Annotated in this window: 15 protein-coding genes; 10 read left to right on the top strand and 5 right to left on the bottom strand. The window is 32.2% G+C overall.

All coding sequences use genetic code 11. From position 1 onward, the window contains the following. Nucleotides 1-24: 24 nt before the first annotated feature. The 10 genes from BB050_RS01850 to BB050_RS01805 all read left to right on the top strand — a co-directional run bounded on the left by BB050_RS01850 (nucleotide 25) and on the right by BB050_RS01805 (nucleotide 9925). Complete coding sequence (locus tag BB050_RS01850) at nucleotides 25-639, top strand: acyloxyacyl hydrolase (RefSeq protein WP_066035076.1); 615 nt, start codon at nucleotides 25-27, stop codon at nucleotides 637-639. 182 nt (nucleotides 640-821) lie between these two features. Beyond that, the gene (locus BB050_RS01845; RefSeq protein ID WP_066032392.1) at nucleotides 822-1820 is read left to right on the top strand and encodes a TssN family type VI secretion system protein; all 999 of its coding nucleotides are present in this window, start codon (nucleotides 822-824) and stop codon (nucleotides 1818-1820) included. An 11-nt stretch (nucleotides 1821-1831) separates the two neighbouring features. Next, nucleotides 1832-2698, top strand: a complete 867-nt coding sequence (locus tag BB050_RS01840; protein WP_066032391.1) for a hypothetical protein — start codon at nucleotides 1832-1834, stop codon at nucleotides 2696-2698. 15 nt (nucleotides 2699-2713) lie between these two features. Further along, nucleotides 2714-3193 carry a DUF4280 domain-containing protein gene (locus BB050_RS01835; protein ID WP_066032390.1) on the top strand — a complete coding sequence of 160 codons (480 nt, stop codon included), beginning with the start codon at nucleotides 2714-2716 and terminating at the stop codon, nucleotides 3191-3193. 13 nt (nucleotides 3194-3206) lie between these two features. Next, a complete protein-coding gene (locus BB050_RS21965; RefSeq protein ID WP_066032389.1) occupies nucleotides 3207-5525 on the top strand; it encodes a glycoside hydrolase family 19 protein in 2319 nt (772 codons plus the stop codon). Next, nucleotides 5507-6664, top strand: a complete 1158-nt coding sequence (locus tag BB050_RS01825; protein WP_066032388.1) for an SH3 domain-containing protein — start codon at nucleotides 5507-5509, stop codon at nucleotides 6662-6664. Before BB050_RS21965 ends, BB050_RS01825 begins: the two co-directional genes overlap by 19 nt. 258 nt (nucleotides 6665-6922) lie before the next feature. Further along, nucleotides 6923-7330, top strand: coding sequence for a hypothetical protein (locus BB050_RS01820; protein ID WP_066032387.1), 408 nt, complete (start codon nucleotides 6923-6925; stop codon nucleotides 7328-7330). A gap of 168 nt (nucleotides 7331-7498) precedes the next feature. Beyond that, a complete protein-coding gene (locus BB050_RS01815; protein WP_066032386.1) occupies nucleotides 7499-8302 on the top strand; it encodes a C40 family peptidase in 804 nt (267 codons plus the stop codon). Between the two features lie 114 nt (nucleotides 8303-8416). Then, a complete protein-coding gene (locus BB050_RS01810) occupies nucleotides 8417-9475 on the top strand; it encodes a hypothetical protein (protein WP_123906983.1) in 1059 nt (352 codons plus the stop codon). Nucleotides 9476-9694: 219 nt separating this feature from the next. Further along, complete coding sequence (locus BB050_RS01805) at nucleotides 9695-9925, top strand: hypothetical protein (protein ID WP_066032384.1); 231 nt, start codon at nucleotides 9695-9697, stop codon at nucleotides 9923-9925. A 64-nt stretch (nucleotides 9926-9989) separates the two neighbouring features. Here BB050_RS01805 and lgt read toward each other — a convergent pair whose 3' ends face one another. The 5 genes from lgt to folE form a co-directional block, all read right to left on the bottom strand. After that, a complete protein-coding gene (gene lgt / locus BB050_RS01800) occupies nucleotides 9990-10922 on the bottom strand; it encodes a prolipoprotein diacylglyceryl transferase (RefSeq protein WP_066032383.1) in 933 nt (310 codons plus the stop codon). Nucleotides 10923-10986: 64 nt separating this feature from the next. Beyond that, nucleotides 10987-11235, bottom strand: a complete 249-nt coding sequence (gene yidD, locus BB050_RS01795) for a membrane protein insertion efficiency factor YidD (RefSeq protein ID WP_066032382.1) — start codon at nucleotides 11233-11235, stop codon at nucleotides 10987-10989. Between the two features lie 90 nt (nucleotides 11236-11325). Then, nucleotides 11326-12807, bottom strand: coding sequence for a cysteine--tRNA ligase (gene cysS / locus BB050_RS01790; protein ID WP_066032381.1), 1482 nt, complete (start codon nucleotides 12805-12807; stop codon nucleotides 11326-11328). 71 nt (nucleotides 12808-12878) lie between these two features. Continuing rightward, nucleotides 12879-13244: a four helix bundle protein gene (locus BB050_RS01785; RefSeq protein WP_066032380.1), complete on the bottom strand. Its 366-nt coding sequence runs from the start codon at nucleotides 13242-13244 to the stop codon at nucleotides 12879-12881. A gap of 97 nt (nucleotides 13245-13341) precedes the next feature. Beyond that, nucleotides 13342-14013 carry a GTP cyclohydrolase I FolE gene (gene folE, locus BB050_RS01780; RefSeq protein ID WP_066032379.1) on the bottom strand — a complete coding sequence of 224 codons (672 nt, stop codon included), beginning with the start codon at nucleotides 14011-14013 and terminating at the stop codon, nucleotides 13342-13344. Nucleotides 14014-14017 lie beyond the last annotated feature (4 nt).

Raw genomic sequence — 14017 nt, 5'->3', positions numbered from 1 at the left:
GCATCTGCCAATCCAAAACAAATTATGATTCAAAAACTAAGATTTTTTATAATTGCTTTATTTGTTGCTTTTCAGCTTCAAGCACAAGAGAAAAGCAGTAATTATAGATTAGGTTTGAGTTATGGATTCGGAAGTGAATTTAGTAATACTGATTATACTTTTGAAAATCATTTTTATAAGGCGCAACTCTATTACAAGATAAAAGAGACTAAAAATTTTGAATACGAAGTTTTAATTCAACCTGAAATCAATTTTGGAAAACACCAATTATTGAATTTCTATTTTGTTAAGCCTGAAACGCCAAATTATCAGCAAAAAAGAGATGAATATACGCGTCTAAAGGATGTTCGCGAATATGTGATTAATTGTGGTTTTCTAGTTCGTAAACCTATCGGTAAAGTGTGTTCGTTTTATGTTTTAGGAAGTGTTGGACCTCTTATTACAGATACAGAAACAGAAAGAATGTCTAAAGGATTTGCTTTTGCCGATGTTTTAGCGCTTGGTTTTACGGTTGGTTATAATAAAATGCAGTTTGATATTCGTCCAAGCTTAAGGCACGTTTCAAATGCAGGTTTAGGAAGCAGTAATGCTGGATATAATACGAAGAATATCGAATTTGGTATCTCGTATCAATTGTAAAGGATTTGGTTTAAAATTATATATTTTGTAATGATTTTATGAAATAATAATTAATTGTAAAAAACACTCAAGGACATAGTCCTTTTTTTTATTAAATAAAAATTCTTAAATGAAAGAAAAATAATATATTTTTGGTTTAAAATGAAATAAAAAGATTACATTAGTGCTTAAATATTACTGAAATGATTAAAAAGTACTTAGTAAATCTTATTGATGTCAATATCATAATATATTTAATTGTGATAATTGCGCTTAGTAGTATCCTTACCTTACTTATTAGCGATAAAATAAAAGACTTTGCAAAAGAGTATAAAAAGAAATTCTATGCCTATGCTTTGATATTGGCATTGATTTATGCGCTTATTGCATTTTTAGGTCATAATAAGCGATTTACAAACCTTAGTCAAGAACTTCTTTTTTATCAGATAGTATCTTTAGTGTTTGGGGTTTTTCATGTTTGGATTTATCGTAATTATTTTCAGGAATTCAAGCAAAAGAGTTTTGTTGTAGAACTCCTTTTCGCATCTGTTGCCCCATTATACTCAAGCCTGCTGTTTGCTATTATTTATACAGCCTTAAACGGCATAAATTTTACTTTTATAATGTGTGGCCATTTTATACTATTCGTAGTTCCCACTGCGATTGATAAAGCGTTTTGTTTTATGATGCTTATACCCCCAAAAAAAATAACTACATGGACACCTGATAAGTTTTATAAAACAATTAAGAGCAATGAAATGAATGGCATTTTATTGATTACACTCTTAATAAAAAAAGAATACAGTGATGAAAAATATATTTCTATACGAGCAAAAGCACCTGTAGGCGTCAAATTTGGGCGTTTGTTTTTTCTTGCAGTAAATGGATATAACCAAAGTAATCCAGAAAATCAGATTGAAGTAATGATGCCAAATAAACAAAATTACAATTGGGTTTTCTATCCTCAATCCAAATGGTATGAAAAAACAAAATACATAGATGCTTTATACGATATGGAATCCAATTTAATCAAGGAAAACTCAGTAATAGTATGTGAGCGTAAAACGGAGAAAAATGCTCCTCCAGAAATAAAGAAAATACCCGATGCTAAAATATACAACACTGATTCGCACAATGAAGATTCAGAACAGAAAAAGATTAATGAATTAAAAGAGCCTGATGAAGAAGGACCTATAAAATAAATGGATAGCATATGAAAAAAGAAGATGATAAAGAAAAGGAGAAAGAACCCGTTTTATTTGTAAGTCAAGATAATGTCCTTCCTTTTAACCCTTTTGAACTCAATCGTAACTATTCGGTTTTGTACACAATTGAAAAGGAAGGAAAAAAACAGACTCTTGAACAAAATTTCAGCCTATTAAGATTGAAACCTGATACCCAACAAGACAATTATCATTTTATTGAAATAAGTAAAACTTCAGAACTATTAATAGACGGAGAACCAATTGATACAAGAGTATATACGGTCGCAGAAAAGACTTCAGAACTTCTGTTTCCTTTACGAATAGTTGTAAATAAATACGGCAAATGGATAGATTTAAATAGTTATGACAAACTAAAAGAACGCTGGGAAAAACAAAAATACAGCATTAGGGAATTGTTTGATGGGAAAACTTTTGCCCAGCTCACTAAAAATATTGAAAGTGCAATTGAAGATAACAGCTTATTGGTAAAACTTCTATCTGGAAACTGGTTCTTGAGGGCTTATTTTAACGGAATACACAGAGCCTACACTCAAAGTTTTGAAACGGAACGAAAATTATATTTTCCTGTAATTGCCCAAACCGAAGATTTGGAGTTTTTAATTTCTGAAAAGGTGAATCCTTATCTCAACGATCTAAATCAGATTGAAATAACCCAAAGCGGAAAATCTGAAGACAAAAATGTCGAAGAATATTACCAAGCTCAATATTTTTTGAATCCTAATAATTATCTCATAGAAGAACTGCATTTGGAATGTGATTTAATTGATATGAAACGAAAAATTACAGTTGAAGTTAAAAATTTAGACGAGAGCAAAATTACTGTAGATAGTAGGATGTCACTTTTAGTAGAATAATAAAAAATTAAGATTATGGAGAAATATGTTGTTGTAGATGGCGCAACCTGCAAATGCAAGTTTAGTGAAGACCCAAGTGCCACGGATATTTTAGTAGTAAAATCTCAAAAAAAACATTTTGCCAACGACAAAGGAGCCAATAAAAAATTGATAGCTACAACCAAAGATATCAATCAAACCTTAAAGAGTGGCACTTTTGGCAAATGCACTTTACAGCCTACTTCAAGTGGTAATAAACCCTGCATGGCGACCATAACCTTGTGGGACGATCCTTACGAGAAAGTAACATTGAGCAATCAAGGCAAGATTTTGATAGAAGACAGCAAAGCGGGATGTCCTATAGGCGGACCAAAATGCATAGAAATTTTTAAACATGGACAAATAGCCGAGTTAGGAAGCCAGCAGATGCAAAAAGCAGATCGCGATGTCTTAAAGCAGATTAATCCTTTGTTAAATCCAGATGAATTAGAAGAACAGCTTTCTGATTGTTATTAAATAGTATAAAATTATGAGCAAAGTAAAGATATATGGCAATGCCAATCCTGTGATAGGGATACAAGAATATTACTCTATACATGATTTTTTTGGCAATTCTGCTCCATCAAATTTCATGGAACCACTGCAAAATATACCTGACGAAAATATTAAATGGAGTGTCTGGATATTATTGGGAAAAGAATGGGTAAAAATGACCAAAAACAATAAGACCGGTGCAACCGTAGAGTATACATTTACCCAACCTAGCCTTAAACGAAAAGGAATCAGGATGCTAGTTGATGCCAATGGCGAAAAAGCAGTTCTGGATATAAAAACAAAAGAAAATGCAGAAAGCAAGATACTGCATGTAGAAATTTTGGACAACCTTGGAAAAAAGCCTACTAAACTATTTAGCTACGGCGAAACGATTACAGCTCGCGTGCATTGTCTGAACATGGAAAAATTTCGCATAAACGTTACTTTATGGGAAAATGACGGAGGCAAAAAAGACCTTTCTGATATTAGTATTGAAACAAAAGAAGCCAATGTATTAAATGGAATAGCCGATGTCAAATTTACTTTTGACCCCAGCAAAGTTTGGCTTGCCAATGCAAAAACGTCACCCAATGAGTCTAACGAAGGCGCATTTCATGAATATTATGTGACAGCAGAGTTTTACAAAAAAGTTTCGAAACCTACCCAAGATATTAATGTAATTAATCCAGATTATAAAGTAGATATACTTTCCAAAACTTCTGCTTCTAAACCATCTGAAAACGAAACTAAAAAAACATCTCCCGCACAACAAAAAGGACCTTCTAAAAAAGAAACCAGAGGAATAGCAAAAGCAGATAGAAAAGCGAATGATTATCTGGAGCAGAAAATAGATGTAAAACCTACCGTTAATTACGACCCGCAACAGGAATTTATAAATAGTCTGTTAATGGTTGATGTTGGGGATTCAATTTGGCATCAGAAAAAAAGTGATTGCCCAAATTGTGATAAAGATATTACACTTGATGAAATTAAAAAGATTTGTGTAGACAAAAGAAACAATTGTCTAGTTGAGGATGAAACCATGATAAGAGCCGCTCTTCCTTATTTAAATATATATCGTAAAAAAGTTGGCATAAATACTTGTATACGAAAGGCTCACTTTTTAGCTCAAATTTCTCAAGAAAGTAAATTTTACAGTTTGCAGGAAAACTTTAATTGGTATTGGGAGAAGCTTATAGGTAAATTCTCATCATATTTTAATCAATTTAGAACACGTCTTGAAAAAGAAACCGAGGCGAAAAGGTTAGGAAGAATTAATCGATTACCTACGCCTGGGCTAACTTTAAATCAACAAATTGAATTGGCTAATGCAATATATGGACACACACACCCGCTAGGCAGATTACACATAAACACAGGAGATGGATGGTTGTATAGTGGGAAAGGCTTTAAACAGATTACGTGGAAGGAGAATTATCAAAATCTAGAAAGATATTTCAATACTCATATGAAGGATGATAATGAACCTGATGTAGATTGGACAGATGGAGACAACCCATACAAATTGAAAAATAATCCAAAAGATGCTATAACTAGTGCATTGGCTTATTGGGGCAAGAATAATATAAATTCTCTTGCAAATGAAAATAATGCAAAAGCTGTTGAAAAAGTTTCTTTAAAAATTAATGCGATCGCTGATGGTTTGAAAGAGAGGCAAAGATTTTTCAAAAAAGCTAATGATATATTAAAGCTTAGTGATTGTAAAGCAGGTACTTTTTCAAATCTAGATATAGGAACTGTTGTAGTTGTTTCTGGTGAGGGTTCAAAAAAAATCCAAGATTGGGTTGTTTATAAAACTAATATTTATTTTAATATGTCGCTAGAGACATACAAGAAACAAAAAACTGAAAATAAATTACCTGTTGAAGATTATTCTATTTTTCTATCAAGAGATGCACATGGTGATAAAACCAAATATGGGAAGCATTCTAATATGAGATACGGAAAAAATAATGAAACTCCACCTGGAGAATATTATTTAATCCCTAAATCTGATGGTCAAAAATACAAAATATATCTGAGTGATGATGGTAAATCTGCATCCATTAATGGACCACATGGAATAAGAGCAGGTATTGCTATTCATCAATATAGTCCAAAATATTCTATTGGTTGTTTGACTACGGTAACTGGTCAAGATACAAAATTAGTAGAAGAATTGCTTTCGAAATTAGAAGACTTACCACTAAATGATGAGCGACCTGTAAGGATTATTGTAGAACAGAGGTCTGTAAAAGAAGAAAAATGGGATAATACAGAAATAGGAGATACGAAATGGACTGGAATATTATAAAAAACAAAATGAAATATATTAGTATTTCACTAATTATTTTATCTGCTTCTTGCAATGGACAACATGAAAAAAATAAAAAAATGAATAGGCAAACAAACGAAAAAATTTCATCATTCAATATTTTTAATGATGGAGGTATGAATATAAATTTTGAAAAATTTATTACTGACAATAAGGAAAGAATAAGATCTGAAGTAAATAAGTATGGTTATAAGGTACCAGATACAAATACATTCTACGATAAGATTAAATTCTATTATAATTGGGATATCAAAGATTATACAAATATTATTGTTTTAGAAAATGATATGTTTCCTGTTGTTGTTATTAAGGATTATAATTTAATATATGTGGAAAATTCTGACGGGGAAGAAATAGATGGTCAATTAATTAGTAATTACAATAAATTTATATTTTATGATGACAACCCAGCTTTAGCTTGGTTGAAATTAAGACATCCATATCTATTGGATGATTTGGTAAGTGTTTATGGATTTACTGAAAACAATGACATATTAAAATTTGTTTTTAGCCGTACTAATTTTGAAAGTAAATCAGTACTTATTGAACTTCTGTTTCAAGATCATGAAACCAAATTGAAATTACGTGAAAAGATGGTTAAGAAATTAAGGGAAATAAAATTTAATAATGAAATTTCAACAGACTATGGTGTTGTTGTTGGAGCTGATGTTTATTCTAATTTTTCAGACTTAATCCAAGAAATCAGAAAAAAGCCAAATGACTTTCAAAAAAGTGATTATCAAATTGCTTTCTTATTAAATGAAATTATTTTGTCAGGGATAACAGGGATTGTAGATGAGGATTTGGATGAAAACCCAGATTATATAAAAGTTTTACAGAATAATAATTATTATGGTTTTGAAAGGTTAAAAAATTATCTTGAACATGAATATTCAAATTCTTTAAGTTATAACTCTAAATATAAAATAAACGATTCAGACGGCTATACAAATCTGAGAAAAGAGAAAAATACATCTTCTGAAATTCTTCAAAAAATAAGCACTGGTTCTGAAGTTCAAGTATTGGATAATTCAGGAGATTGGTGGTTGGTACAAACCAAGGAAGGCAAAAAAGGATATGTTTATAAAACTAAGATAAAAGCGGAGTCTTTTCAATAGAAGTTTTACAACATAGAGAAAAGCAATCACGTTTGAATGTCATTTTAGATAATTTATGTGTCCCAAATATCAAATTTACACCGCTTCAAAACCATCTGAAACTCAAAAACCATCTCCCGCAGAACAAAAGGTCCTTCTAAAAAAGAAACCAGAGGAATAGCAAAAGCTGATAGAAAAGCGCATGATTATCAGGAACAGAAAGTTGATGTAAAAAAAGAAATCTGGAAAGATCCATTTATTGAAAAGATTAATAGCTACTTGACTGTTAATATTGGTGGGCATTGGGTAGATAAAAATAAAACAAACTGTGTTTGTAAAGAAAATAATTTCTATTGGAGCAATAAATTAACCTGCGACGAACGCAAAAAAGTTCTAGAAGTATGCGCAAAACTTTGGGGAGAGGATAAAAAGAAAGACAAAGCAAGTGAACTAATGGCTATTATGCATCTTGAAACGGGTGAGAAAAACATGTTTAAGCCTTACGCTGACAATGGAGCTGACTATTCTGGTTTAATACAATTCAGTGATGCTTCAGCCAAAAAATTAGGCACAACGAGATCTGCTTTAAAAAAAATGACTTTCATACAGCAAATGGATTATGTTCACGACTATTTTGCTTCAAAGAAAGAAATATCAAACATGGTAGACTTGTATTTGCATGTTTAAAAACCCAATGCTGTAGGAAATGGAAATAATCCTGATTATGTTCTTTTCGACGAAAGCATATCGGTACCAGATGGCGATGGAAGCCAAACAAGCGCTAAGCAAAGGGGGATTAATATTGGTATTGAACCTTGGGTAACAAAATACGGCTATGCTTCCAACCCGTCTTTTATGAAAGGCGAAGAACATACACAAAGAAAGAAATGGGTTTATACCAGACAACGTTTTGAAGACCGTTGGGGATTTATTAATGGAAAAACTACAGTTGCAGATGTTATGTTAGAATTAAAAAAAGAACATTATAATCCTGGAGCAAAGTATCTATTTAAGGGAGTATGTGAGAATGTTGAAGAGGAAGAACCCAAAAAGAGTGATGGAACAGCGCCTTGGTATCCATATGCAATTAAGGAATTAAAAGATTTTGGAGGTATTAGACAAACCGAATCCCCATTAAAGGAAAAAATCTACACTTATTTTGATAAAAGCAGTTACCCTGCAGGAACCAATGAGACATTTTGGTGTGCGGCGTTTGTAAACTGGTGCTTTTCCCAAGTTAGTGAATATAAAAATACAAACCCTATTAAAAATGAAGCGGCATTAGATTGGCTTCCCCCTACTTTGGCAAAAGAAAAAAGATCAAATCTGGACGGATGGCAAGATGGGGAATTGATCACGAATATTGAAGATGCCTTTCCAGGTACTGTAATTGTTTTTTCATATTCTCATGTCGCATTTTTAGCTGGTATTTCAAAAAATGGGGAAAACTTAATTTATTTAGGAGGAAATCAATCAGATGGAAAAAAAGGCGATGGAAAAGGAAAAAGAACTATATGTACAAATCCAGTTTCAAAAAAAGGATTAGGTACAAAGTTTTGGTTAATTAAGCCAAAGAATTATATGCCTTCTGATGAAGAAAAAATATTGCCTAAGCTATCCTCAGATGGAGAAGAATTAAATTATGAAAAATCAAGATAATCTTTAAATATGAGAAATAAAATAATAATTATAATCTTCCTTCTTTTTTTAACAACTAATTGCAAAAAAAATAAGAATAAAATAAAAGATTCACAGATTAAAAAGGAACAAACAATGAATGAAAAAATATTAGAAAATCAGCTGTCAAAGGGTTCGACTGGTTTGTACGAAAACTCTTTTGATATAGAAACCTATTCTTACACGAATAATGATCTAGATTATTCAATTCTTTTTTTAGATAAAATATTAAAGAAAAATAGTTTTTCAAAAATTGACGAGCAGAATTTTAATGATAGAATTTATAAAATCTTTGGTCGATTAATTGACCCTGCTTCAAGTAAATCTACATTATGTATAAATTTTGAAGAAAAATGTTCTAAAACAATGAATTTTTATAGAAATGATAATTCAATCGATATTAAGCCATATCTAATATACATAATAAAAAAACACAACTTCATTACTGAATTATACGCTATTCCTGAAATCATAGATTATCAAAAGGAATTTCCTTATTTAATTGACTTTGAAAATAATATACCGTCAGAAATCAGGACAAAGGAGAATGATAAAGTTACTATCACAAAGTGGAAAGATATATCAGATTTATCGCAAAAGAGACAAAAAAATATTCAAACTTTAATCAACCGCAACAAATATCTATTCAATGATAACAAAGCAAGTTTGGTATGGCTAAAATTCAATGATGAATACTTTTTAGAATCACTTGTAAAAGTTTTCGGTTATGTTCAAGACAAAGATTTACTAAAATGGGTTTTAGACCGAAACCTAAATGATGATGAATTTGACAAATTATTATTTACCAAAACTTGTAATAACAGATACATTCTCCATAAAGAGATTTTTGAAGTTATGACCAAAGCTGATAACAAAAGCAAGGAAAACTATCTTCTTTATCTACGAGGAAAAACAGAACTACCAAAAGTTGAGGATGCAAATTTCAGGGATAAGGCAAAAATCTATGCGCTATATTGTTATTATGCAACAAAATTCACTCAAAGTATTGACCAAGGTTATGTTTATACCTTTTTCCCAAAATTAAATGATGAAAAATTTGAAGAAGAATTCAAAAGAAGTAACTACTACAACATTCCTGATTTTAAAAAATTATTCGATGATACTAAAAATGGTAGTATTGGTTTGCCTATGTAAATGAAGCTAATTAAAAAAAGAAAAAAGATTACTTTTCCTACTTATTAAAACTAGTCTTTTTTAATATATTTGCACTTCCTAAAAATTAAGAATTATGATCACAGAAAAAAAGTTTGCCCGTGTGGTATGGTGGCGGTATTGGAAACAACTGCAACGCGTTCTTAACTGCGTAGGACACCTAACCTACGCGGGTTTTATATTTCCCTAAAAGTTAAGATTATGAGTTCCAAAACCCTTTCAAAAGAAGCCGAAATCAGGCTGATGAATTTCTTCAACGATAGAATTGACGCGCAGTCTATGGCGAAAGCATTAAGACAGGTCAATTTTGCTCTCGCACTAAACGTGATGAGCGAACAAGAAAACATCCAGCAAGAAAACAAATTAAGAGACAGTTTCTATTGGCTCAATGAACTAGCTGAAACTTTAAATCCATATTTGGATGTAAATTAAAGCTATAAAAAGAAAATGCCCAATATCTCAAATATTGGGCATTTTTATTAAAAGGAGTTATATTTTATGATTCTGCTAAAGGATTTCTTTGTGCTCTAATAACAAAGAAAAGCCCGATAATGATAAATGGTATGCTTAGCCATTGTCCTGTCGAAAACAAGCCTAATTCACTCTCAAAACCACCTTGGCTTTCTTTTACAAACTCTACGATGAAACGCACAACAAATAAAAGAACTAAAAACAATCCGAATAATAGACCAGATTTAAGTCTTGCATTTGTTTTCCAGTATAAAAAGTATAAAATAGCAAAAACAAAAACGTAACAGATTGCTTCGTAAAGCTGAGTAGGATGTCTTGAAGGAACTTCTGCTAGCAAATTAGCAAATCTTGGATCTGAAGCTATTGCGTTATAAGCTTCTTTTGGATCGGCTATTCCCGTTTTTTGAACTGCTTCAGCTTTACTGAATTTATCATGAAGAAAACGGATTCCGAATGCGGAAGTAGTTTCGTGACCAATAATTTCTGAATTAAAGAAATTCCCTAAACGTACAAAAATAGCACCGCTTGCAACAGGAATTACAACTCGGTCTAAAATCCATAACAATGGACGTTTTAGAATTTTTTTGCTGTAGTAATACATCGCAACAATAATCGCAATTGCTGCACCATGACTCGCTAATCCCTGGAAACCTGTAAATTGGAATTCAGGCTCAAATTTAAACGGCAGGAAAATTTCAAGCAAATGATTTCTGAAATATTCCCAATCGTAAAAGAAAACATGACCTAAACGAGCGCCTATTAAAGTGGCTAAAACTGTCCAAACAAATAGAGAATCTAGTTTTTCAATCGATTCGTTTTCTCTTTCGAACATCTTTTTCATTAGGAACCATCCTAAACCAAAAGCAATTACAAACATTAAGCTGTAATAGCGAATCATAAAAAATCCTAAGTTGATTCCCTCAGAAGGATTCCAAACTAAATTTAAGGCGTGTGTCATGTATAAATGTTTTTATATAGCTGTAAAAATAAATATTTAATGTAAAGTACCGTTTCCTAAAAAGTTAATGTTTGTGGTTGCATTTCTTTTCTGGTACAGGATCGTAACCGCTTCTTCCCCAAGGGTGACAGCTTAAAATGCGCTTGACGCCTAAAAATCCGCCATAAAACAATCCATGAATTTGCAATGCCTGAATCATATATGTCGAACAAGTTGGCTCAAATCTGCAAGAAGCCGGTGTAAACGGTGAAATGGCAGTCTGATAAAAGCGGACTAACAATACAAACGGATATATCAGAATTTTTGAAAACATATTTTTCTTGTATCGTTTAGTTGGTGTTCAATACTCAGTTTTTAGTGTTCAGAATGAATGAAACACTAAAAACTAATATTGAATACTTTTTTATTGAATGCTAAAAGTAGTTCCTTCTTTTCCGTCTTTAAGCTGAATTCCCAAAGCAATTAATTGATCGCGAATTTGGTCAGAAAGCGCAAAGTTTTTATCTGCTCTCGCTTGATTTCTCATTTCGATAAGCATGTTTACTACACCTTCCAGTTTATCGCTATCGCCATCAGCAGCTTTGTCATCATTGAGTCCTAAAACGTCAAAAACAAAAGCATTTACGGCTTTTTTGAAATCGGCTAAATCATCAGCAGAAATCGTTTCTTTGCCATCTTTTAATAAATTGATGTAGCGAACGGCTTCAAACAGCTGCGCGATTAAAATTGGCGTGTTGAAATCATCATTCATTGCATCGTAGCAAAGCTGTTTCCAAGCAGCAAAATCTATTGAACTAGAATTTCCTGCAGTAATATTTGGTAAAGCATCTAGTGCTTCCATCAATCTTTTATATCCTTTTTCGGCCGCAACAATAGCATCGTCAGAAAAATCTAAGATGCTTCTGTAATGTGCTTGAAGCATGAAAAAACGAGTTACAGAAGCAGAGAATGGTTTGCTTAAGATGTTGTTGTCTCCGCTAAGAATTTCGCCTGGAAGAATATTGTTTCCAGTCGATTTTGCCATTTTCTTTCCGTTTAAAGTAAGCATGTTCGCATGCATCCAGTAATTTACTGGCGCCTGACCCGTGCAAGCTTCATTTTGAGCGATTTCACACTCGTGGTGAGGGAATTTTAAATCCATTCCGCCTCCGTGAATGTCAAAATGATTCCCAAGATATTTGGTGCTCATGGCAGTACACTCTAAGTGCCATCCAGGGAAACCATCACTCCAAGGTGAAGGCCATCTCATGATATGTTCCGGCTCTGCTTTTTTCCAAAGCGCAAAATCTTGAGGATTTCTCTTGTCAGATTGCCCGTCAAGATCACGTGTGTTTGCCAGCATATCATCGATATTTCTGCCGCTTAAAATACCGTAATTATTAGTCTCGTTATATTTTACAACATCAAAATATACCGATCCGTTTGCCACATAAGCGATGCCTTTATCGATAATTTTTTTAATAATTTCAATTTGCTCAATAATATGCCCTGTTGCTGTAGGCTCGATGCTTGGAGGCAAAAAGTTGAAAGCTTTTAGAATGTTGTGGAAATCTACAGTATAGCGCTGTACTACTTCCATTGGTTCCAATTGCTCCAAACGCGCTTTTTTAGCAATTTTATCTTCACCTTCATCCACATCGTCTACGATATGTCCAACATCGGTAATATTTCGAACATAACGAACTTTATAATCTAAATGCAGAAAATACCTGAAGATTACATCAAAAGACATAAAAGTTCTCACGTTTCCTAAGTGAACATTACTATATACGGTAGGTCCACAAACATACATTCCAACGTTTCCTTCATGGATTGGTTTGAAATCTTCTTTTTCGCCAGAAAGCGAATTGTATATTTTTAAAGGCTGACTGCTATATAGTGGCATAGTATTTTTGTTTAATCGTTTAATCGTTTAGCCGTTTAACCGTTAATTTTGTTTAATTCGGATTGTCGGATTTATTGTTGTGAAAGATAATATTTTTTTAGATTATTTATTTGATTACAAATTTTTTCAATTTTTTCTCTTGATGCTACATAATCTGTTTCTGAAACATAATTTAAATCTTTTGAAATGATTAAATGATTTAAAGTTTCCATTGCAGATGAATAAGAAATCGTTAAAAAATGAGCTTTGTCCTTACTTGTATTTCTTGAAGTTCCTTCAGCAATATTTGTTGCAATCGAAGATGCACTTCTTTTTATTTGAGATGCTATTCCGAATAATTCATTTGATGGAAATTTACTAGTCAATTTATAAATATCCAAAATGAACATTCTTGCATTTTGCCACACTTCAAGTTTCTCAAAAGAAAAAATGTACATGTTTTTTTTGATTTAATCGTTTAACCGTTTATTTGTTTAACTCTTTTTCGATTAAACGATTAAACGATTAAACAAATAAACGGTTAACCCAAATAATTTAGAACTGAGTGTCTAGCTTAATATAATCTAAAAATTCTCTTTTTGTTTGTGGCTCTTTGAATTTTCCTCCGAACTCAGAAGTTACTGTGCTGCTTTCGATATCTTTAATTCCGCGAGAGTTTACGCAAAGGTGTTTTGCATCAATAACGCAGGCTACATCTTCTGTTCCTAAAGCTTTTTGAAGCTCTTGAACAATCTGCATAGTTAGACGCTCTTGTACTTGAGGTCTTTTTGCATAATACTCTACGATACGGTTCATTTTTGATAAACCAATAACGCGTCCGCTTGAGATGTAAGCAACGTGAGCACGCCCGATAATTGGCAGTAAGTGGTGTTCGCAAGTAGAATAAACCGTGATGTTTTTTTCTACAAGCATCTCGCCATATTTATAATTATTGTCAAAAGTAGAAGCTTTTGGCTGTTTTGCTGGGTTAAGACCTCCAAAAATTTCTTTTACAAACATCTTTGCAACTCGGTTTGGAGTTCCTTTAATGCTGTCATCTGTCAAATCCATTCCTAATGTTTGCAGGATGTTTTCGACATCTTTTTTAATTTTTTCTATTTTTTCTTCATCAGTGATATCAAAAGCATCCGCTCTTAGAGGGTTTTTGGCATTACTGCTGAAATGACTGTCACCTATTTCGTCTAAAAAATCTTCGTTATTTATCATTAAG

The sequence above is a fragment of the Flavobacterium anhuiense genome (genome assembly GCF_001705175.1).
In the GTDB taxonomy this organism is placed as follows: domain Bacteria; phylum Bacteroidota; class Bacteroidia; order Flavobacteriales; family Flavobacteriaceae; genus Flavobacterium; species Flavobacterium anhuiense.
Note: the sequence above shows the minus strand (reverse complement) of the source record. Positions and strands in the feature narration are given on the sequence as shown.